At 63.3% G+C, this 21718-nt stretch carries 20 protein-coding genes; 3 read left to right on the forward strand and 17 right to left on the reverse strand.

Features of this window, described 5'->3' with window-relative positions; all coding sequences use genetic code 11:
- Positions 1–362: 362 nt before the first annotated feature.
- Positions 363–3635 (reverse strand): protein kinase, encoded by a 3273-nt coding sequence (locus P3H15_RS15415; RefSeq protein ID WP_276138043.1) that lies wholly within the window; start codon positions 3633–3635, stop codon positions 363–365.
- 280 nt (positions 3636–3915) lie between these two features.
- On the reverse strand, positions 3916–4137 hold the full coding sequence (locus P3H15_RS15420; protein ID WP_276138044.1) for a hypothetical protein: 222 nt from the start codon (positions 4135–4137) through the stop codon (positions 3916–3918).
- Between the two features lie 248 nt (positions 4138–4385).
- Between P3H15_RS15420 and P3H15_RS15425 the strand changes: the two genes are divergently transcribed.
- Both P3H15_RS15425 and P3H15_RS15430 read left to right on the forward strand, forming a co-directional pair.
- Positions 4386–5816 carry an aldehyde dehydrogenase family protein gene (locus P3H15_RS15425; protein ID WP_276138045.1) on the forward strand — a complete coding sequence of 477 codons (1431 nt, stop codon included), beginning with the start codon at positions 4386–4388 and terminating at the stop codon, positions 5814–5816.
- Positions 5817–5866: 50 nt separating this feature from the next.
- Positions 5867–6274, forward strand: coding sequence for a hypothetical protein (locus tag P3H15_RS15430; protein WP_276138046.1), 408 nt, complete (start codon positions 5867–5869; stop codon positions 6272–6274).
- A gap of 6 nt (positions 6275–6280) precedes the next feature.
- On the opposite strand, the gene P3H15_RS15435 is transcribed toward P3H15_RS15430, so the two are convergent.
- The 12 genes from P3H15_RS15435 to P3H15_RS15490 all read right to left on the reverse strand — a co-directional run bounded on the left by P3H15_RS15435 (position 6281) and on the right by P3H15_RS15490 (position 18112).
- Complete coding sequence (locus P3H15_RS15435) at positions 6281–7120, reverse strand: fumarylacetoacetate hydrolase family protein (protein WP_276138047.1); 840 nt, start codon at positions 7118–7120, stop codon at positions 6281–6283.
- A gap of 37 nt (positions 7121–7157) precedes the next feature.
- Positions 7158–8354: an acyl-CoA dehydrogenase family protein gene (locus tag P3H15_RS15440; RefSeq protein ID WP_276138048.1), complete on the reverse strand. Its 1197-nt coding sequence runs from the start codon at positions 8352–8354 to the stop codon at positions 7158–7160.
- Between the two features lie 19 nt (positions 8355–8373).
- Complete coding sequence (locus P3H15_RS15445; RefSeq protein ID WP_276138049.1) at positions 8374–8943, reverse strand: flavin reductase family protein; 570 nt, start codon at positions 8941–8943, stop codon at positions 8374–8376.
- A 181-nt stretch (positions 8944–9124) separates the two neighbouring features.
- Positions 9125–9526: a RidA family protein gene (locus P3H15_RS15450; protein WP_276138050.1), complete on the reverse strand. Its 402-nt coding sequence runs from the start codon at positions 9524–9526 to the stop codon at positions 9125–9127.
- A 10-nt stretch (positions 9527–9536) separates the two neighbouring features.
- Positions 9537–11087 (reverse strand): aldehyde dehydrogenase family protein, encoded by a 1551-nt coding sequence (locus P3H15_RS15455; RefSeq protein WP_276138051.1) that lies wholly within the window; start codon positions 11085–11087, stop codon positions 9537–9539.
- Positions 11088–11135: 48 nt separating this feature from the next.
- Positions 11136–11558, reverse strand: a complete 423-nt coding sequence (locus P3H15_RS15460) for a cupin domain-containing protein (RefSeq protein WP_276138052.1) — start codon at positions 11556–11558, stop codon at positions 11136–11138.
- A 3-nt stretch (positions 11559–11561) separates the two neighbouring features.
- Positions 11562–12305 carry a ribonuclease activity regulator RraA gene (locus P3H15_RS15465; protein ID WP_276138053.1) on the reverse strand — a complete coding sequence of 248 codons (744 nt, stop codon included), beginning with the start codon at positions 12303–12305 and terminating at the stop codon, positions 11562–11564.
- Entirely contained in the window at positions 12302–13237 is a 936-nt protein-coding gene (locus P3H15_RS15470) for a VOC family protein (RefSeq protein ID WP_276138054.1), read from the reverse strand. Before P3H15_RS15470 ends, P3H15_RS15465 begins: the two co-directional genes overlap by 4 nt.
- 41 nt (positions 13238–13278) lie before the next feature.
- Positions 13279–14841, reverse strand: a complete 1563-nt coding sequence (locus P3H15_RS15475; RefSeq protein ID WP_276138055.1) for a 4-hydroxyphenylacetate 3-hydroxylase N-terminal domain-containing protein — start codon at positions 14839–14841, stop codon at positions 13279–13281.
- A 168-nt stretch (positions 14842–15009) separates the two neighbouring features.
- Positions 15010–15831, reverse strand: a complete 822-nt coding sequence (locus P3H15_RS15480) for a mycofactocin-coupled SDR family oxidoreductase (protein WP_276138056.1) — start codon at positions 15829–15831, stop codon at positions 15010–15012.
- Positions 15832–15905: 74 nt separating this feature from the next.
- Positions 15906–16625, reverse strand: coding sequence for a hypothetical protein (locus P3H15_RS15485; RefSeq protein ID WP_276138057.1), 720 nt, complete (start codon positions 16623–16625; stop codon positions 15906–15908).
- Positions 16625–18112 carry a cytosine permease gene (locus P3H15_RS15490; protein WP_276138058.1) on the reverse strand — a complete coding sequence of 496 codons (1488 nt, stop codon included), beginning with the start codon at positions 18110–18112 and terminating at the stop codon, positions 16625–16627. The genes P3H15_RS15485 and P3H15_RS15490 overlap by 1 nt, the downstream gene beginning before the upstream one ends.
- A gap of 405 nt (positions 18113–18517) precedes the next feature.
- Here P3H15_RS15490 and P3H15_RS15495 point away from each other — a divergent pair, with 405 nt between their 5' ends.
- Positions 18518–19513, forward strand: coding sequence for an AraC family transcriptional regulator (locus P3H15_RS15495; protein ID WP_276138059.1), 996 nt, complete (start codon positions 18518–18520; stop codon positions 19511–19513).
- A 136-nt stretch (positions 19514–19649) separates the two neighbouring features.
- Here P3H15_RS15495 and P3H15_RS15500 read toward each other — a convergent pair whose 3' ends face one another.
- The 3 genes from P3H15_RS15500 to P3H15_RS15510 are packed head-to-tail and all read right to left on the reverse strand — an operon-like array spanning position 19650 to position 21701.
- Complete coding sequence (locus P3H15_RS15500; RefSeq protein WP_276138060.1) at positions 19650–20087, reverse strand: nuclear transport factor 2 family protein; 438 nt, start codon at positions 20085–20087, stop codon at positions 19650–19652.
- 37 nt (positions 20088–20124) lie between these two features.
- Positions 20125–20982 carry a mycofactocin-coupled SDR family oxidoreductase gene (locus P3H15_RS15505; protein WP_276138061.1) on the reverse strand — a complete coding sequence of 286 codons (858 nt, stop codon included), beginning with the start codon at positions 20980–20982 and terminating at the stop codon, positions 20125–20127.
- Positions 20979–21701: an EthD domain-containing protein gene (locus tag P3H15_RS15510; RefSeq protein ID WP_276138062.1), complete on the reverse strand. Its 723-nt coding sequence runs from the start codon at positions 21699–21701 to the stop codon at positions 20979–20981. The genes P3H15_RS15505 and P3H15_RS15510 overlap by 4 nt, the downstream gene beginning before the upstream one ends.
- Positions 21702–21718 lie beyond the last annotated feature (17 nt).

The following is a 21718-nucleotide window of genomic DNA, read 5'->3' on the forward strand; positions in this document are numbered from 1 at the left end:
CAGTGGCATCGCGCCATGCCCGCCGGGCGTGCGGGCAGCACTGTTGCCGAAAGTAGTCCGTCCGCGGATAGTGCGGCCATCGAGGCATGGGTCGAACGTCGTTGCAGCGTTGCTCTTCTGCTCCCCGATCGGGTAGGCCCGGACACCGCCCAGCCGCCGATCACCGACGGTGACAATCAGGAATGGATCTCCTCCGAGGCGGCGCCGGCAAACACATGAAGGTCACTCCGATCCAGGTATGCTCCGAATGACGACGTGCGCTATGCCCCCCGACGGGCGTCCTGGTCGCCGCGCTGAGAAGTCGCTGAGGACGAGCTGGGCGGGAGGTCACCAAGGGCCAGTTGACGGCATGTCACTTGGCGTTATGCATCCCTCTTCCGCTCGACGACCCAGGCGGCGATCTGGGTGCGTGAGGTGAATCCGAGCTTGACGAGGACGTGTTCGACGTGTCCCTTGACGGTGCTTGGCGCGAGCACCAACTTGTCGGCGATATCCTTGTTACTCATGCCCTGGGCCACCAGGTCGGTCACCTGACGCTCGCGCCGGGTGAGACTGACACCCTCGTCGGCGGGGGCGGACGGGCCCGGGTGTGGCCGCTCGTTGAGGGCATACGCGATCGCCGCGTCGATGCTCATGGACCCGCCCCGCCGATATTCGGCCTCGAACCCCTTCTCGTCGAGCACTTCTCGGGCTTGTCGTATGCACTCGTCGTGATAGGGCGCCACGTCGGAGCACGCGGACGTGGGTATTCCGATCTCGGTAAAGACCGTGGCCGCGGCGCCCGTCATCACCGCGGCCCGGTTCGGCTCAGCGTCGGCGGCTGTCCAGGCGAGTTGTTCGATGCCCCAGGCACAGCTGTACCGGTCGCCGACCTGCTGCGACAGCCTCAGGCCCTCCTCCAGGAGAGCGATCCCCTCTCGACCTCCGTCCCGTCGCCACGTCGCGAAACCACGATCGGACAACGCCATTGCCCGCCACATCAATTCACCCCGCGGTTCGGTGAGCGCGATCAGCTCCCCAAGGCAGTCTGCCGCATGCTTCTGGTCCTCGCCCAGCCCCAGGACGAAGGAAAGGCACCCCAGTGCCGGGACCTGGTATCCGAGATCGTCTGCGGCGCGGAACACCGCGATGGCCTCTTCGATGTCGGCGACGGCTCGGGGAAGTTCGCCGCTGTAGGTGGCGAGCCATCCGGATGCCAATGCCACCAACGCGCCCGACGCGGGGTCCCCGAGCTGCGCGGCCGCGTGCCGCGCCTTTTCGATCAGGACGGTTCCGGCCGCGATATCGCCCTGCATGCCGGCCAGGATGATGTCGATGCACATCGCTTCGACACGGTTCGCGGTCGGCCTGCCGCCGTCACGGGCAAGAGCACGCTCGAGCCAATGGCGGCCTTCCCCGGTCCGGCCGCGTGCGACCCAGAATGGAAACATCGCAGCGGCGATCCGCATCCCCGCTTGGTCCTCGGATTGCTCGGTGAGGCAGAACTCCATCGCGTCGCGCAGATTGGGTTGCTCAGCCTCGAACCGGGCGATCCACTCCACCTGCCGGGGGCCGATCCAGTCCGACCTCGCGCGCAGCACCAATTGCTCATACCAATCGCGATGGTGGCGCCGCATTTGGTCGAACGCACCGGACTCCTGCAACTTCTCACGTCCGTAGTCTCGGATGGTCTCCAGCATCCGATATCGGACAACAGCGCCGGGTTCCTCACGAATCAGGATCGACCTGTCGACAAGTCCGGTCACCAGATCCAGCAGTTCGCGGTGCATCGGCTCGTCCGCAAACACTTCCTCGGCCGCATCGAGCTCGAAGCTGCCGGCGAACACCGTTAGTCGGGACCATAACCACCGCTCCTCCGCCGAGCAGAGTTCATGGCTCCAGTCGAGGGACAACCTCAGGGTCTGCTGGCGGCCGGGAGTACCCCGGCTACCCAGCGTGAGAAGTCGCAGCCGGTCGCTGAGTCGCTGCAGGATCTGCTCCACCGACATCGCCCGCAACCTGGCCGCCGCCAACTCGATCGCCAACGGCAGACCCTCTAACCGTTGGCAGATCTGGGTCACCACGTCGATGTTGTCGGCTGTGAGCGTGAACCCGGGGACCGCAGCGCGGGCTCGTTGCTCGAAAAGCGTCACCGCGTCACCGCGGTCTGCCCCGCGCCGCGGCGCCGACACCGACAGCGGCGGCACCCGCGTCACAGTCTCCCCCCGAATGCCGATCGGCTCGCGGCTGGTTGCCAGAATCCGCAACCCTGGGCTAACCAGCAACAAGTGGTCTACGAGCGCTGCCACGGCCTCCACCAGATGCTCGCAGTTGTCCAACACCAACATGGTCCGGCGCTCGGACAGGTACTCGGTCAACACCGTCAACGCCGGTCGGGTGGAGCGACCCTGCAATCCCAGCGCCCCGGAAATGGCCTGCACGAGCAACCCCGAATCTTGGAGTTCACCCAGCTCGACGAACCACGACCCTCCTTCGAACGCCCGTCGCGAGTCCTCCGCGACGCGGAGCGCAAGGCGGGTCTTGCCCACGCCTCCGAGCCCGGTCAGCGTCACCAGGCGCGAGTCGGACAGCAGACGGCGCGTCTCGGCTACTTCATGGCGACGGTTTACAAAACTGGTCAGATTCACAGGCAGGTTCCCCGACCTGCCCCGAGTACCGGAACTCTCCGGCGTGTCCTGCACCCTGTCCTTCACGGATACGGGTGTCGCTTCGGAAACTCGCCCGAGCCCATCGTCGGCCGGAAGGGCCATCGTGTCGACCGGGCGATCGTTACGTCGCTGGGCCTCACGCAATTCGTCGCCGAACTCAGCGGCCGTCGCGGGACGTACCTCCGGACTTCCGGACATGGCCCGCTCGATGGCCGCGCCCACGTCGTCAGGGATCCCCTTCTCCCGGAGGTCCGGGATCGGCTGGGTGGTGATCCGCAGGAACTGCGTCATCACCTGTTCGCCGTTGCGTCGTTCGAACGCGGCATGTCCGGTGATCGCGCAGAAGAGCGTCGAGGCCAGACTGTAGATGTCCGAGGCGGGGCCGGGGAGTTCACCCTTGAGTACCTCAGGCGCGGTGAAGGCCGGAGTGGCGGTGACGGCGCCCAGGGAGGTCTGGAATCCCCCAGCGATGTGCGCAATACCGAAATCGCTCAGTTCCGGTTCGCCGTAGTCGGTCACCAAGATGTTCGCCGGTTTCACATCTCGGTGGAGGATCCCGGATCGATGCGCGGTCTCGAGGGCACCGGCCAATTTCACCCCCAACCGGAGTGCCGCCGGCCAGTTGAGAGGTCCGTCGCGTCGGATCTGGGTATCCAGCGAGCCCCTCGGGTGGTACTCCATGACGATGAAGGGACGACCGCTGTCGGTGACGTCGACATGGTAGACGCGCACGATGTTGGGATGACCCGACAAGCGCCCCATCGCGCGCTGCTCACGAAGGAATCGTTCGAGATTCTCGGTGTCGTGGGTGGAGGTGAGAATCTTGACAGCGACAGTCCGCTCCAGAGCGCGCTGCAGGCACCGAAAAACGACGCCGAAACCGCCTTGCCCGATCTCCGCGACATCCTCAAACCCGGCCGCCCACAGTTCGTCGGTGACGGCGGAGGTTACGTCACGCTGTGTTCTTAACGGATCGGATTCGACCATCGTCGGCACCTACCCGGATTTGGGGGCCCAGTCGACGACGCCGAACGACCAATGCCTGAAGTGACCGGCCGGTGCAGTGGCGCCCGTTCTCACGATCATGCGCTGACCCTCGTGTTATGCCCCCAGCATAGTCAATGGTCCGATCGCTCGCACGGGCATGCGAGGCCCGCACCCCTCATTTCGGACGGACACGAACCGCGTGATCGATGCCGTACCGCCTATGGGCCAGCGGGGAACCGCGACGCCCACTACACCAGTGGCAATCAACGACCGACCGGGATCAAGAACTGTACGCGTGACCCGCACAAAGCGACCGCAACCACCGGGCCGCCAGATCGAGATGCCTGCTGCCGAGCTGGGCGTCGAAGAGGTCCAGGGCGCCCTGCACCGACAACGGGGACGGGGGCCGGATCGGGTCCTCCGGACGGACCCCGGTGCTGCTTTTCCCGCGGACAAGCCCCGACACCACAGAGGTGAAGTAGTCGTCGATCTGTTCGGCCATCCCCCGATCATCCTGTGGCGCCGATCAGCGGGCAAGGGTTGCAGACCGGAGTGTCGCGCTGCCGCACGCTCCGTGCTGCCGTGATCACCGAAAGCCGGCCACGGTACCGACCCGGGGCTGTCCCCCGATCGGGGGACAGCGCATTCACCCCGGAGAAGGCCCCGTCGGCGGACAGACGTCCGGACGGCGAGACGCCATCGTTGTCATATGCCGCACACACCCCGGACGGCAGACAACGAGGGAGCACCATGCAGAACACCCGGAAGTTCTACATCGACGGCGAGTGGGTCGAGCCGATCGGCACCGACACACTCGACGTCGTCAACCCTGCGACGGAGATGGCCATCGCCACGATCGCGCTGGGGGACGAGAAGGACGTCGACCGAGCCGTCACCGCGGCGCGAACAGCGTTCGACAATTACGCGGCGACGACCCGCGCCGACCGAATCGAGTTGCTGAGCAGAGTCATCGAGGTCTACGGGCGGCGGATGAACGACCTCGCCACGACCATCACCCAGGAGATGGGCGCACCTGCGGGGCTCGCCGCGACCGCTCAGGCACCGTGCGGCATGGCGCACCTTGCCGCGGCCCTGGATGCGCTCCGCAAGTTCGAATTCGAGGAGAAGATCGGCACCACGACGGTCGTGCACGAACCGGTCGGCGTGTGCGCGTTCATCACACCGTGGAATTGGCCCGTCAATCAGATCGCCGCGAAAGTTGCGCCCGCGCTGGCCGCCGGATGCACGATGGTGCTGAAGCCGTCCGAGATCGCGCCCCTCAATGCGATCATCTTCGCCGAGATACTCCACGAAGCAGGGGTCCCGGCCGGCGTCTTCAACCTTGTTCACGGTGACGGACCTACCGTCGGAGCCGCCCTGTCGAGGCATCCGGACGTCGACATGGTGTCGTTCACCGGATCGACCCGTGCCGGAGTCGAGGTCGCGCGGAATGCCGCGCCGACCGTGAAACGCGTCGCGCAGGAACTCGGTGGCAAGTCGGCGAACATCGTGCTGGTCGACGCGGACTTCGACGAAGTCATCACCCGGGACGTGATGGGCGTGGTCGTCAATGCGGGCCAGTCCTGTAACGCGGGCTCTCGCATCCTCGTTCCGTCGGATCGCATGGACGAGGCCTGCGCGATCGCGAAGGCGGCCGCCGAGACGATCGTGGTCGGTCCTCCGGACGCCGACGGAACGACCGTGGGTCCTCTCGTGTCACAAGCACAATTCGACAAGGTTCAGCGTCTGATCCAGACCGGCGTCGACGAGGGCGGCACACTCGTCGCCGGTGGCGTCGGCCGTCCAGCCGGACTCTCCGCCGGATACTTCGTCCGGCCCACCGTGTTTGCGAACGTCACGAACGACATGACCATCGCGCGGGAGGAGATCTTCGGCCCCGTCATGATGCTGATCGGCTACGACGACGAGGCTGACGCGATCCGCATCGCGAATGACACCACGTACGGGCTCTCCGGAATGGTCTCCTCGAGCGACCCACAGCGCGCACGGAACGTCGCCCGGAAACTGCGGACAGGAATGGTCCACGTCAACGGGGCGCCGCTGGCGTTCTACGCGCCCTTCGGCGGCTGCAAACAATCAGGCAACGGCCGCGAGTTCGGCAGATTCGGCCTCGCCGAATACCTCGAAGCCAAAGCCATCTTCGGCGACAACGAGAACTGAGCTGGGAGCGTTCCGAATTCGGCACGACGGAGGCACTGGAGGGATGGATCGTGAATCCGATCATGTGGATGGGCATCGCCGGGATCATCGGCACGGCCGTCTCACCGTGGATCGCGGAACGCCTGCGCAGCAGGAATGCGCGGAAAGACCAGCTCATGAAGCTGCGGCTCGCCATCTACGCCGAGTTGCTGAGAGCGACGGCCCGCCTCGCAGCACAAGCACACGCGGGGGCGCCGAATCCCGCTGCCGAGACGGAGACGATCGGCACCGAAGAATTGGACGGCCTGCTCAGCCAGGCAAAGGTCGTCGCCGGCCCGGACGTGTTGCGACAACTCGAGGAGCTGTCGCAACACACCGAGTCGTTCAACCGAACCGCAGATCTCGCCGAGATGGCGGGCCGCATCGCCGGAACTCGGGAGAAGGTCCAGGACGCCATCCGGAGCGAGATGATGCGATGACACTCATCAGGAGTGGACGTGCTGAGAGTCAGCGATCGGGGTCGACAAGGTGCCGATACCGTCGATGGTCACCTCTACCGTGTCCCCGGGCATCAGGTAGAGCTCAGGAGTGCGTGCGCGGCCTACACCACCAGGCGTTCCGGTGAGGATGATGTCGCCGGGGCGCAGCGGAAGTATTGTCGACAGGTATGCGACCAGGTGCTCCGGGCCGAACAGCAAGTCCTGAATCGGATGTTTCTGCACGGTGTTCCCATTGACGGTGGTGCACAGAGTTGCTGCGTCCGGATCGAATTCGTCGGGTGTGACCATGATGGGACCGACCGGTGTGGAGCGTGCCCAGATCTTTCCTTGAAGCCATTCCTTGGTTCGGAATTGATACCCGCGCATGGAGATATCGTTGGCGACCGTGTAGCCGGCGATATACTCGCCAGCGTTCTCCACGCCTACCTTGTAGGCGGTCTGTCCGATGATGATCGCGAGTTCGCCTTCCCAGTCGAGCTGCGGGTCTTCGGGCACTACGGCGACAGGGTCGTGCGGTCCAGTGAGGGTGTCGGCGAACTTGGCGAACACTGTGGGGTACGAGGGGAGATCTCGGCCCATCTCCTGAATGTGGCTCGTGTAGTTCAGCCCTATGCATAGCACCTTGGACGGATTCGGTACGACCACCTCGTGCTCCACGTCCGACGCACTGCGTTGAGTACCCGCCGCAGTGGCGGCAATTCGTTTCCAGTCATGCTGCGTCAGAAGAGAACCGACGTCCGGGTATCCGGAGATGTCGGTGTACGTCTCACCGTCGAGACGGGCGGCGGTCGTGCCGGCTTTAGTGCGCAGAGTTGCCAGTCTCATGATACGAGGACGCTTCCTACTCGTGTGGGTCTTATCGTCATGGGTTTGTGGTCGCGGCGTCGGGAATGACGAGGTCGAAGAACCCCCAGTGCGCCCCCTCCGGCAGTGTGCCCGACAGCATGCGCCCACATTGCTGCGTCACGATGTGGGCGGAGCCCCGATGCTGAGTTCCCGCATGACTGTCTCGGAAGAACCGCTGCAGCACGCCGTTCCGCATGACCTGCGCACCGGCGAAGCGGTGCACGAGCTGACTGAGTTCGAGCGCGGTTCGGGTGGCGAGACTGCTCGCCAGGCGAGACATGGTCTCCTGTTCGTCGCTCAGGTCGTCCCCTGCCGCCAGGGTCGTCTCGTTCTCGCGCCAGGTTTCCCGCAGGAGGGCCATCGTTCCTCGGACATGTGAGTAGTGACGGGCGAACTCCGCGAAGAACTCGTCGCTTGTCACCGGCGCCCCGACGGAGGGGGACTTGTGCTGGGTCAGGACACGTAATTCATCGAGCATTCGCCTGGCGACACCTTGCGACCAGGCCCCCTGCTGCAGACCTGCGAGCAGGGCGGGACTGAGCCGGTTCACGACACCGCCCCGTTTCGCGTCCTCTCGCCCGATGCCGAAGACGAACTTGTCCTCGACGAACACGTCCTCGGCAACGTAATCGAGGCTCGCGGTCGCCCTGAGCCCCAGCATGTCCCAATTGTCGGTGATCCGCAGGTCCGCGCGCGGAACGAGACAGACCAGTGTCTCATTTGAGCCCTTCACGGTCACCGCCACGTTGAGGTGGGTAGCCATGGACACACCCGGCGCGAATTGCCACGTTCCGGAGACTCGATAGCCACCGTTCTCACGCATGGCGTCGCCCGAGAACGACGTGGACTGACCTGCCACCAAGGGGCATCGGCCGTCGGCGAAGAGTTCCGCCACCGCTGCGTCGTTGAGGTAAGTCGCAGCATTTGCAGTCTCGCTCGTCAATGCCCGTACCAGCCACCCGAGAGAAGCGTCAGCATGTGACAGCTTCTCGATGACTTCGATGATCTGGAGTGGGGTCGTTCCGAACCCGCCCAGTTCGGGTGGCACCATCAGACCGAAGATGCCGCTGTCCTTCAACGCTTGTTGCACGGCGGGCGTGGGGCGTCGCAGTCGCTCGCTGTCCTCCGCTTCGAGCTGGAGCAGAGGATACATCTCGTCGAGCTGGGCGAGGAGTTCGGCGACCTCGGTGTTGGTGGTCGCATCTGTCGTCATGATTGTCATCTCCGGGCCGTTACGAATTGTCGGGAACGTCGGCAGCAAGGGAGCCCCACTTGCCTCGGTAGAAGAGCAGGGGTTTCGTTTCATCCTTCTGGCCGTAGGTCTGCACCCGCCCGAGGACCAAAATGTGGTCTCCGCCGTCGTACCCTGCCCATGGCGTGCATTGGAAGTAGGCCAGGGACCCGTTGATTCGCGGTGCGCCGTCATCGGTGACCCACTCGATCGGATGACCGTCCTTCGGCTGCCCTGCGAACTGGAGTGCGGTTTGCAGCTGGTCGTCACCGAGCACATTGATAGCGAAGGGCCGCTCGAGGAGGTAGGTCAGAGCCCGCGAACGACGCGTCAGGGACACCAACACCAACGGTGGTTCCATGGACACCGAGGTAAACGAGTTCACAGTCACCCCGAAGAACGCGTCACCGGACTGATAGGTGAGCACGGTGACCCCCGTGGCGAAGTTGCCCAACGTGTTGCGTAGCTGACGAGGATCGGCCACGTTGGCCGGCGAGGCACCCTCCATCGTGCGGGTTCTCGCTTCCGCTGCATTCTCGTAGATCTCTGAATTCCACATGATGTCTGTCATGTGTCCTACCTCCCGGACGGATAGTTGCGTCGGTCGCGGACTCGACCGGCTCGAGGTCGGCTCGTTCCCTGCCGGTGGCGTGCGACGAGCCTGCTGTGGTGGTTCGGCTGTGTGTTCTTCGATTCACCCGAGGTGGCGTCGGACGGAGTGAGGACACCGGACCACGATCTGGGGTGTCATGTCAGGAGGTGCTGCATCCTGCTACGGCGACCGCTTCGATCTCCAGCAGGATCTCTGGTTTGGCGAGGGCTGCAACCTGCACCAGGGTGCAGGCAGGAAAGTCGCCGCTGAAGAACTCCTGCCGCGCCTTCCACACTTGGGAGTTATTCGCGATGTCGGTGACGTAGATGGTCATCTTGACCACGTCGTCCATGACGGCTCCAGACGCTTCGACCAAGTCCTTGATCTTCTGGAAGACGACGATCGACTGGTCGTACTCGGTGTCGCCAACGATGGTTTCCCCGTCATCGCCGCGGGCGGTCATGCCCGAGATCAAGATCAGGTTGTCAATCCGTAGACAGTTGGACCACATCCCCGGCGAGGGTTCCCGTACGGCATCGGAATAGAATCGTTGCTTTCTCATCGGCATTTCCTCAGAGGTTGATCCGGTTGTCCCACGCGGAAGTCCCGCCCCAGTTGATGCATACGCTTTGGCGACGCATGAATCCCTTCCAGGCGTCGGAGCCGGCAGTCCGACCGCCGCCTGTTTCCTTCTCGCCGCCGAAGGCGGCGCCCACGTCCGCGCCGGTCGTGCCCATGTTGACTCGCACAATGCCGCAGTCACTGCCCCTTGCGGACAGGAAGGTTTCGATGTTGGTGAGGTTCGTGCTGTGGATCCCCGAGGCGAGTCCTTGTGCCACCCCATTGTGGATCTCGATCGCTTCGTCGAGTGCCTCGTAGGTCAGCACCGACACAATCGGAGCGAAGGTCTCCTCTTGCGCGATCGCGAAGCTCGGCTGGACGCCGGTGACGATTGTGGGTTCGACGTAGAGGCCGGGCCTGTCGATGACATTGCCGCCGTATACGACGGTGGCGCCGTCCTTCTGCGCACCTTCGAGGATCCGCTTGTAGTCTTCCACCGCAGGCTGGTCGATCAGCGGGCCGACGACGGTGTCGGCGTCGCGGGGGTCGCCGATCGTGATCTGGTCGAACGCCTTCTTCATCTTTTGCACCAGTTCGTCGACGATACTCGAGTGGGCGATCACGCGGCGGGTGCTGGTGCAGCGCTGCCCGGTGGTGCCGACGACACCGAACGTGAGGGCCTTCGCCGCGAGCTCGAGGTCCGCTGTCTCGTCGACGATGCACCCGTTGTTACCGGAGCACTCAAGTTGGTAGCGTCGACCAAGCGTGGATCCGACGATGTCGGCCACCTTCTTGCCGACTGCCGTGGACCCGGTGAACGAGACCATCGCGATGCGGGTGTCGGAGATCAGCTTCTCGGCCACTGCGTTGTCGTCAGGGATGAACAGCGAGAACACGCCCGGGCATCCGAGCTCCTCCGCTGCCTGGTTGACCAGGGTCTGGATTGCGATCGCGGTGAGCGGGACCTTCGGGCTGGGCTTCCAGATGACGGTGTTGCCAGCGATCGCGGACAGAAAGCCGTTCTGCGCCCACACTGCTGCGGGGAAGTTGTATGCGCTGATGATGCCGACGACACCGAGCGGGAGCCATTGGTCGTACATACGGTGCTCGACGCGCTGTGATTGCTGGGTGTAGCCGTACATCATGCGCGCCTGGCCGGCCGCTAGCGTGGCCATGTCGACGACCTCCCGCAGTTCGCCTTTGGCCTCCATGGTCGACTTCCCGGTGTCCAGGCAGACGACTGCGGCCAACGTCTCGATGTTCTCCTCGACCAGCTGGCCGATTCGGCGGACGAACTCACCGCGGCGCGGCGCAGGGGTCATGCGCCAGTTCTTCTGGACCTCGACTGCCGAACTCAGGATTCTTTCGAAGTCGTCGCTGTCGGACGCTGCCACGCGGCCGACGATGTCGCCATCGGCCGGGCACTGCGCCTCGATGATCGCTCGGCCGGTGGCCGGCCCCCAACCGAAGGAGTCGGAGTAGGTACCGGAGTGCGGTTGGTCGAGGTCAAATGCTGCAAGCGCCGTGGCGACGTCGAATAGAGCCTTCTTGGTTTCGAGCATGATCTCTTCTCATCGTTTCTCGTTTGACGGTGGGTAGTCCGGGGTGCCCTATTCCTTTGCGAGGAAGTCCCCGATGGTGTCGTCGGTGTGATACTCGGGCTTCTCGTAGTAGTGAGGCCCGTCGTAGATTTCGATCAGCACACTGCGGTCGTGCGCCAGCGTCGGACCGTGGGGGTGGTCCTTCGGGTTCATGTAGAACGAGCCGGGTCGTAGCCGCAGTCCGGTGTCGGTGTACTCGTAGTCGCCCTCGAGGCAGTACATGAATTGGTTCGACGCGTGGGTGTGCTTGGTGGGGATGGTGCCGCCCTTCTCGTACTCGAGGAGCGCGATGCTGGCACCGGTGTCAGCATTCTTGTACAGGAAGTACTGACGAAACCCATAGTCGGGGTAGTCGATCCACTCTTCGTCCTTCAGGTCCGTGGCGTGAAGCAAAAGCTCCAGCGACTTCATGGTCTCGAGATTCGCATCCATGGTTCAGTCCAAACTCGGGCGGCCGGCGGCCACCCATTCGTCGTATTCGTGACGACTCTCCGTCGTGGCAGGGAAGAGACCGAAGATCGAGCGTCCGCGGTCGATGTGCAGGGCCGCGAAATCTTCATATTCGACGGCATCGAGAGCTTCATCGGCGACCTCGGCAACCAGATCGCGCGGAATGACGACGACGCCGTCACCATCGCCGAGCACGATGTCGCCGGGGTAGACCGCGACACCGGCGCAGCCGACCGGCTCGTTCAGAGCCACCGGGTGCAGTGCAATCGGCGTCGCCGGGGGCGCATTGTGGCGTTGGAAGCAGGGCAGACCGGTCTGCCGGATCGCCGCCGAGTCTCGGTAGCCACCGTCGGTGACGACTCCTGCCACCCCTCGATACTTCAATCGGGTAGCCATCATGTCGCCCATCGAGGACGCCCGCAGCGAGCCGAAGGCGTCGATGACCAGAACAGCTCCCGGAGGGCACTCTTCGATCGCGCGACGATGCTCGTTGTCCTCGCGCCCGTAGTTGGCCATGCTGTCGAGGTCTTCGCGCGCCGGGATGAACCGCAGGGTGTAGGCAGGGCCCACCATCTGCTGCTGGCCGTCGGCGAGCGGTGCGAGCCCGAGCATCATCACGTTGCGGAAGCCACGCGCAAGGAGCACGTTCGCGACATTGGCGGCGCCAACCCGCAGGAGTTTGTCCCGGATGGTGTCATCGAGCGGCTCGAGATCGATTCGCGCCGTCACTGGAAGAACTCCAGAGGCGGCCGGTTTCCCCACTGCGTTGTGTCGCTGGCTGTACCGTTGAACTTACCCGGTCGATGGTTGGCGTCGACGACGTCACCATCGGTGTAATGCTCGATCCGAAAGCCGAACGGATCCTTCCAGTAATCGAAGATCTGGCTCCCGAGCAGATGTCGGCCGACGCCCACATCCAGCGTGTACCCGCACTGCAGCAGGTAGTCATGTGATGCCATGACAGCATCGAGATCGGTGACCTCGAAAGAACTGTGATGTACGCCGATCCAGTCGGACTGCAACACAAGCAGGAAATGGTGATCAACCAGTTGCTCGCCCAGATCCAGCCGGACGAAAGTGCCCACGATTGGCCCTTCCTCTCCCGGAGGGAGGAAGTAGTCCGAGTGCAGGAAGTTGAACCGATCCTCCAGCCACGCCATCGACTCGTCGTGATCGGTCACGTGTAGCACGAAGTGGCCCAGGCGCGCGATCGTACACGGCGCAACCTCCTGCCGAACCGCCGTGCTTATCCGAGCCTTGTCTCGAATATTGTTGAAGGAGAATGGCTCACGATCTTCAATCGGTGCTGTCTTCTCACGGCCCCAGATGGCGCGGATCTCGAATCCGTCAGGCATCGTCATCACGACCTCGAATCCGCCACCAGGCTCGGTGGATTCCTGGACCGGCGACGACCCCGGCTTCTGAGCCAGCTCGTCAAGGTCTGAGCGGGTAGCGACCTCGATCGACGCCCCGACGAACCGCCGTTTCTCAGCCTTGCGGGTGACGTGGATGTGGTGCTGGTTTCCGGTACCGCGCATGTACAGGACCTGCTCGTCGCTACCGTCGACCTTGGTCATGCCGAAGGCGGTCAGGAACTCCTCCATGACCTCGAGGTCCGGCGCCTCGTAGGTCACCTGCGCTGCGTCTACTGCGGTCGCCACTGATCCTCCTAATGCAGTGTTGATTTCGAGGTTGCTAAAACTCAGCGTTCGAGAATGCTGACGTCCCCTGGGCCGATGAGGTCCGGCACGGTCCAACCGTCCAGGTCGTACTCGTCCATCGCGCTCTGGGCGAAGCTCTTGCAGTAGTCGAGAACACCGCTGCCCATTGCCCCGAACAGATTGGTCTGGCGGGTGACGTCGTTGCTGCCGATGTAGTTGATCTCGTAGAGCTCGTGGCGGGCGCCGAACTCGGTGCCGATCGAGTCCCACAGCATCTTCATCACCTTGACGCGCTCTTCCGCGGTGATCCCTCCGCTGCCACGAACGTAGGTGTCGATGTAGCCGCGGATCTCCGGCGTCTTGAAGTCATTGGCATGCGAGTTGAGGTAGATGAGGCCACTGGCAACCACCTGCTCGATGATGTTCTTCACCTTGGGCATGGCGAGCTGATTCATCACCCGGTAGGCACCGGCGAACTGCTGATCGGGCTGAATCATGCCGTTCTTCCAACGCACTTCGCTCTTGGCCATCGCATCGGACAGCCCCCAGAACGTGTTTCGCCAAGCGATGACTTCGCCGAACTGCGACTTGACTCCGTGGAAGTCACCTGCGCCCGTCGCATCGAGGGCGTGGGCGAGCGCGCCGACGAGGAAGTCCATCTTCACGGCGAATCGCGTGCAGCCGTGCAGCGAAGCGCGCTCGAGGTATCCGGAATGGATGTTGTAACGGTTCGCCTGCTCGAGGTCGTTGTAGATGAGCGCGTTCTCCCAGGGAACGAAGACCTCGTCGAGGACGAGGATCGCGTCGTTCTCGTCCAACCGGCTGGACAGCGGATAGTCGAACGGGCTGCCGAGGACCGCGGCCCGGTATTCGTTCGACACACGGCACAGCAGCTTGAGGCCGGGTGCATTCGTCGGAATGATGAATACCGGGGTGAACGCCGGATCCTGAACCGGGACCTGGCCGACGTGCCCGACGAACGTGTAGTGGGTCAGTGCCGATCCGGTTGCCACGACCTTGGCGCCACTGACGTAGAAGCCCGCGTCGGTCTCCCTCGTGACGCGGATGAAGACGTCCTTGCCGGCGTCCGCGCCCAGGCTTCGGTCGACCGGAGGGTTCACGATGGCGTGGTTGATGAACCAGGTCTTCTCCTGGGCCTTCCGGTACCAGTTCCGGGCATTGTCCTCGAAACCTCGGTAGAACTCGGCATTCGCACCGAGGGTGCCGAGGAAGCAGCCCTTGTAATCGGGGGAACGGCCCATCCAGCCCCAGGCGATCTTCTGCCACTCCGCAATGGCGTCACGAGAGGCCACCTGCTCCTCGACACTCGATGGCGCACGATAGAAGCGGTGCGTGAACCCACCCGACTCGGTTGGGGTGGTGAGAATGTCCTTGCGAGCTGGATCGTGGAGCGCATCGTACATGCGTGCAATCATCCGGGCCGAGTTCCGAAAGGCCGGGTGACTGGCGACGTTGTCGACCTTCTCGCCGTATATCCAGACCTCACGCCCGTCGTTCAGGCTGTCCAGGTATTCCTGCCCGGTGAAGGGAATATAGTCCTTGTTCACCGCAGCGGCCGGAGTACCGTCCGTGATCACGCTCATCGTTGCTTCCTCAATTCTTTCGTGCTGTAGTGCCGTCGCGCGCTGGCGCGTCACTTCGTGTGGCTACCCGACACCAGCGGTGCGGTAGTCGAATTCATGTTGGCGGTGACCAGAGAACGGGGTTCGGAGCCGTCCACTGTCCGCGCCAGCGAAACGAACCGATCCACTTCACGCGCGGGCAGTGAAGCCGGCATCGATCGGCAACGCCGCACCGGTAACAAAGCGAGCCGCATCCGATGCAAGCCAGACGACCGCCTCCGACAGATCACCGGGTTCAATTTTGTCGACCGGGAGAAGGTTCCCGGCAAGATTGACCGAGATCTGTGGGGTTGCGGCCATCCACTGGCCGAACGCGGCATTGTCGATCATCTCTGTCGACACACCAGTGGGGTGGATCGTGTTGACGCGGATGTTCTCCGGCGCGAGCTCATTGGCGAATGTTCGCATGATGCCGACAACCGCGTGCTTGCTTGCAGAGTAGTCTGCCATAGCCAGGAGGCCGCGCATGCCGGCGGTACTGCTCGTGATGATGATCGAGCCACCGTTGCCGGCTTGCCGCATCAGCGGAACGGCCACCTTGAGTGTGTTGAAGACTCCGGTGACATTCGTCGACAGGACATCGTTCCAGCGTTCCTCACCGATCTCGGCGCTGGATGCCACACCGAAGGCGAAGATTCCTGCGTTGGCAGCCACGACGTCGAGCCGACCGAACTCGTCGAAACCCGACTGAACGATATCCCCCAGTGCCTGGAGGTCCCGAACGTCGGAGACGCCGGCAACTGCCCTGCGTCCCAGACTTTCCACCTCCTTGACGGTGATGTTCAGATCTTCGGGGGTAGGCATCGAGTAACCGATGGTGGAATACGGCGCGCATCGATCCACGAGGATCAGATCCGCCCCCTCCTGCGCTAAGCGTAGGGCGTGTGAACGTCCTTGCCCTCGTGCCGCTCCCGTCACGAGCGCGACTTTCCCTGCGAGCGACTGGGTCATCTGTGTCTCCCTTGCACTGGTGCCGACGACGGGCGTTGTGGGTCTGTGGATGGCTGCGCCGAACTCGGCAGGTATTACACGACGGGGCCGGCGTCTCGGTGTAGGCGATGCTCGGTGACGAACACCCGCGGATGCCCACCCGAGATGAAATGCGCTGAGTCCTGAACGATTTCCAATTCACCGCGGGGTGAGTCGAAGAATCCGGTCACCAGTGATTCCTCGTCCGGGAAGCCCATTTCGACGATCCCGCCGATCGCGGGCGCCTCGTTCTCGAACGACTCGAATATCCACCACTGGACGTATCGATTCGACCCCACGTGCACCCGTTCGGCGAGTGGCTCGTGAGCGTGCCAGCTTCGTCGCACTGCGGACTCTGGTAGATCGTCGAACCACTTGACACTCAGCAGGAAGGTGATGGCGTCGTCCGCCGAGCCCTGCGCCAGAGGCTTGTCGAAGATGACCTTCTCGGCGACGCGGTAGGCGTGGACGGTGCCGAGAGCGGGCCGTATCCGGCCGTCGAGCGCCTTTGCGACGGCCTCCCGTGTCCCGCCCAGTACGAACGCACCGTCGTATGGGCTCTCGGGGACGTCGTCGCTGGTCAGTTCCATCTCTTCGGGCATTGTGAACGCCGCCGGACGGGCGGTGCCCGAGAGCACATCAAAGCGGTCCAACTCGGGAGTCTCGTCGAGCAGCTGCGGACGCAGCGACAGTAGTTCGGGACCGCTGAATCCGGTGTCCGGTGCAGCGTGAAAATAGGCCAAGCACAGTACCGCGTCGTTGTCGGTCGCCGGCATCACGCACTCCCTCCGAGTCCGACTGGCTCCAGCTTCGACCAGGTTCCGGGGCGCAGTACGGTCTTGCGCAGCATCGGGTAGAGAATCGTGCTGACGATCAACGAGGTCAGGAATCCGAGCGGAAGAATTCCAGCTTGCTGCAGGGTCTCGGCGACTGCGAACGAGAGGATCACCGTGACGACGCCTGCCCAGTTCACCACTTCACAGGCAGATTGGTCAGTTCGCTGTCGCTTTCGTACGACGTAGAAGTCCGCGATGATGACGCCGATCAGCGCAGTGGTGATCACCCCGAGGACCGCGAGCCAGGTGTTGAGCATGTCCAGAATGCCGCCCGCGACGAAGATCAGGCCGATCGCGTTCGCGACGAGGATCATGACGAAGCGACTCGGCCGCCGGCGGAACAGGCCGTCGGCGAGGTTCGTGAGGGCGAGGGACGATCCGTACACGTTGAGCACCTGGGTCTTCGCCTGGACCGCGCAGGCGAGGATGAAGCCGAGCACCGGTGACAGCAGGATGAGGAATGCTCCCGCGTTCTGCGAGCTGAGTTCGATCGCGGCACTCGACGCAGTGTCCGCAGACGCGAGTCCGTCCTCGACCAGTCGGGTTCCGACGAGCCTGGAACCGCCATAGAAGAGGAGCGACGCGACGAGCACGAGTCCGACGTTGAGGGTCAGGGCGCCCAAAAGTGCGGAGATACCTACATCCTTGCTGGATTTCGCGTACCTGGCGTAGTCGGCCGAGGTGAGGCTGAAGGCGCCGGTAGAGGCAACGAGGGTGACCAATGCGAACTCGAATCGATCCCGGATGGATCCCGCATCGTCGACCAGGGGTCCGTGGCTCAGGGCGTCGCCAATCGACATCCCGCTGCCCGTCATGCCGATGAGCGTGAGGGTGATGATCAGTACCCCCGACAGCGCCAGGAGGGCGCCGGATGTCTTGGTCACGGCACTCATGCCGAAAGTGGTGAGTGCGATCCACAGGATGGTCAGGATTCCGTAGACGATCACGTCGGTGATCCAGTTGTCCGGTAGGTCGAACATGAATTGGATCGCGTTGTAGAGAAGGACGTTTTCGATGGCCAGGAATCCGATGGTCACGAATCCGAAGATCGCAGATGCGAGAGAAGACCCTCGGATTCCGAGACCGTAGAGCCGGGTCGCCACGGTGTTCGACACACCCTCGGTGTAGGTGATGTGGCCGACGAGCCACGCGAGGGCCGTTCCGAAGATGGTGATCAGGACCGCCGCGACAACTCCCACGACAAATCCTGCCTGCATGATGACCAGGCCCGCGATTGCGATACAGATAAGCGGTGTCACTGCACTCATCGAGTTCAGCGACAGACTCCACCCCGACCGACGTTGCTCGTCGGGTACTCGCTGGAGGACGTTGTCTTCAACCATGTCCTTGACCGACACCGCGGACTCCACGCTGTGAGCAGCGGGTCCCGGCGTTACGCCGTCTACTGCTTCGTCGTCAATTGTCATTGAGTGGTCCATTTCGATGGGCGATGTGATGAATGTCTGGAGGATCCGGCGCTCCGCCTCGTTGCCGACTTCGCGTGAACCGGTGTGTAGAAAGTGTGTGTTGCCACACCCTCGAGCCACTATCCGAAGCCGGTGTTCCGTTGTCCGGATATGGCGGTGCATTGCGGCCTCCGCGCGGTTAACGCAAGGGGTTCAGTTTCGTAACGACCCGATAACCCCTAACGTTGGGATGTCGGTAAGTTGGAGAAATGCCGAGGTCATGGACGCGGCAGCACGCCACGATGTAAGGTTTGTGCCCCACGTCACATATATGCGTGGGTGACCGGTTCGACACTCGGTATCGCCACACACTCGGTGCCAGCACACGAGGTGCCAGCCAGTCCTTGCGAGTAAGGAGTCAGTCAGGTGAGCTCGCCCACGCTCGACGTACCCGCACCCCTGCTCGGGTACTCGGTAACCTCGGGTAACGAAATCAGCGCTGTCCGCGACGCCGTCAATTCCTTTACCTGCGACGAGCACGAACTGCGCGCAAAGGACGACGACTTGAAAGCCGTCGTCAACGGCGTGCAGATCGGCTCGGTCGGCCTCCTGTTCGTCCGGTACGGAGCCGACGTGGAAATCGTGGCTCCGCCCACCGGACGCCGGATTGTCGTAGCCGTTCCACTCGGACCGATGCGGATCGAAGGCCCCGCAGGTAGATCCTGCGTGACGACGAATCCGTTCGTGCTCTCGAGGGCAGGGTCGACGTCGATGATCCCTGACGCGGTTCGCGGATGCATCGTCGGCGCGGTCGACGCCACCGAGCTCGAGGACACGTTGTTGACCACGATCGGTACCGCGCCGCCCCTTCGATTCATGGAGCCCGGTGAGCAGCCGGCCAACACCTACAGTGCAGGTGTCGTCACCTCCACATGGACCGGAATCTGTCAGCATCTCGACACCCTCGGGCGCGCCGGATTGGGGTCCGCAGCGCAGCGGTTGATGGCCGAGATGCTGATGTCGTCGATGCTGGTCGGCCTACCGCATTCGGCTCGGCCGCAGCTTGCAGCGGCAGCCACCGACAGCGGACCGGCCTACGTCACTCGCGCAATCGAGTATTTGGAAGCCAACTTGGCCGAGCCACTGTCGATGCGGGACGTCGCGAGCGCAGTCGGTGTCAGTGTGCGCCAATTGAACACCGCCTTTCGCATGCACCGGAACACCACACCGACGCTGCTCCTGCGTGAGCTACGATTGGCTCGCGCCCATCAGCAGCTGATCAACGCAGGCGGCGACCACACGGTCAGCAGCATCGCATCCGACTGCGGATTCACACACTTCGGTCGCTTCTCGAGCTACTACGCCGAGCGATACGGGTGCAGCCCGTCCGATACTCTGCGCCGACGGCTGTCCGTCAGCTGACCCCGCTCGAGCGAGAGCCCGCGCCGTCATCAATGCAGAATCCCCGGCCGATCACGCGGATCAGCCGGGGATTCGGTGTGGCGGCAACACCACCGAGTGTGCCTTTGAATCATCACTCTGGCTACGCTGGGCCAGATCAGCGAAGAACGTTGACACCGTCGCTCATATACACATACACGCGACTGAACCGCCCGTCCTCGACGTAGAAGAAGTTGCAGCTGGTGAGCACCGTCTCAGTACCGTCGAGAGCAACCTGCTCGGATCGGAACTGCGAAGCGATGCGCTGATTCTCCACATCGACCACGTGCCGGAAGTGCACGTGGCGGATTCGCTTGAAGCTGGAGATGTAGTCTTCGCACATCTTTCGGATGCCCCGATCACGCCCCTCGTGCGGCGACTGCGCCGACTGGATCGTGAAGATCGCATCCTCGGTGAAGCTGTCGAGAACCGTATCCATGTCACCGTCGTCCAGAGCCGCGAAGTAGCGCTCGACGAGGTCGACGAGTTGGCCGTAGGTGGAGCCACCCGACGTTCGGGCGGCCCGCACAGTCCACTCTGATCTGGGAATGCTCATGTTCGTACTGCTTCCTCTCGCGTTGGACGGCGTCGATTCATGCGCTCCACGCAACGCTCCGCCCGGCGTTCACGTCAAGCCCGGTGCCACTGATGTACTGACCGGCATCGGTGACCAGAAAGAGCACTGCATCCGAAATTGCTTGCGGCGGTAGGCATCCCAAGTTCATCGGGGTGCCGACTCGCACAACTTCCTCCGATGTCTCCCGAGCGGGATGCTCCAGGTCGGGTCGGAACAAGCGATTGTACACATCATGGTTGTTCATCGGGGTGTCGATGAACCCGGGGCACACCGCGTTGACGGTGATTCCGTGTGGGCCCAACTCGGCAGCGGCGGCCTTGACCAGCCCGAGGACACCCCACTTCGAGGCGGTGTAGGCAGACAGGTTCGTCAGCGCCGAACGGGACGCGATCGATCCGGTGGCCACGATACGGCCGAACGCGTTCTCGATCATGGACGGTGCAACCGCGCGAATAGCGTGGAACACACCCGACAAATTCGTGCCGATAGTGTCGTCCCAGATCGCTCGGGTGGTCTCCTGCAACGTGTACAGGGGCGATATTCCCGCATTCGCGCACAGGATGTCCACCCGGCCGAAGACCTCGATCACGGACTCGACCATGGCGGTCACGGCAGCCGGATCCCGCATGTCCGCGATCACGGAATGGCACCGAACACCGTGCTCGGCGACGAGCTTCTCGGTCATTGTCAGGTCGGATTCGGTTGACATCGCATACGCGACCGTCGGAATCTGGTCCGCGATGTCGGCGATAACCACGTTCGCGCCGGCCTTCGCCAGCGTGACAGCGTGACTGCGCCCCTGTCCCCTGGCCGCTCCGGTGATCAGAGCCACACGACCGAGGAGCGGGCGATCCAGAGAACCGTTGCTGCTCATGGGATCACGACCTCATCTTGGATCGCCAACACCGCCAGGTCATCGGCGTTCACGCCAGGGACCGCCAGAATGTCGTCGAGCGCAGCACCCGAGACGGCCTCGCGGAGGCTCTCCGCGTCCTTCCACCACAGCTCGTACACGACATCGTACGGCTCGAGACTGAGCCAGTGATGCAGCGGGCCACGGGAAGGCAGTTCATCGACATATGACTCGGGAACCGCCGGGTTCACGACACCGGCGAATGCTCCCGCCTTCTCGGCGGCGGCCACGCGTTCGACCGCACCAAGGGCATCCGCCACGGCATCACCGTCTGCGTTGTCGGCCTTGATGAGCACCATGAGCTTCACTCCGCCGTCGTCCGGAGCGGAGCCGAATACCGCACGTGGGCGGGTGAGCACCCGGAACGTGTTGGGCCCGAGGTCCATGAAGTTCCACTCGTCTTTTCCGCAGTAGTCCGAGTAGTCCGTGTCGGTGTTGAGCGTATTGGCGGTCTCGACGTCGTCGAACCAGAGTTCTGCGACACCGTCGTGTCCGGAACTGTTCGCCGGCTGTTGAGGGAGAGCGTGGGCCTGGACGTAACGGCGGACCGAGGTGATCTGCTTCGCCAAGGTTCCGTGCGGATGCCTCCAGTAGTCGTGAAAGGCCGCCTCCGTCATGTCGGGGCGACGAGGTATCAGGCAGAACACCTTCACGGGCGCGAAGGACTGTGCTTGGGTCATGGGTTGATCCTCCGATA

The sequence above is a fragment of the Rhodococcus sp. T2V genome, assembly GCF_029269925.1.
GTDB lineage: Bacteria > Actinomycetota > Actinomycetes > Mycobacteriales > Mycobacteriaceae > Rhodococcus_F > Rhodococcus_F koreensis.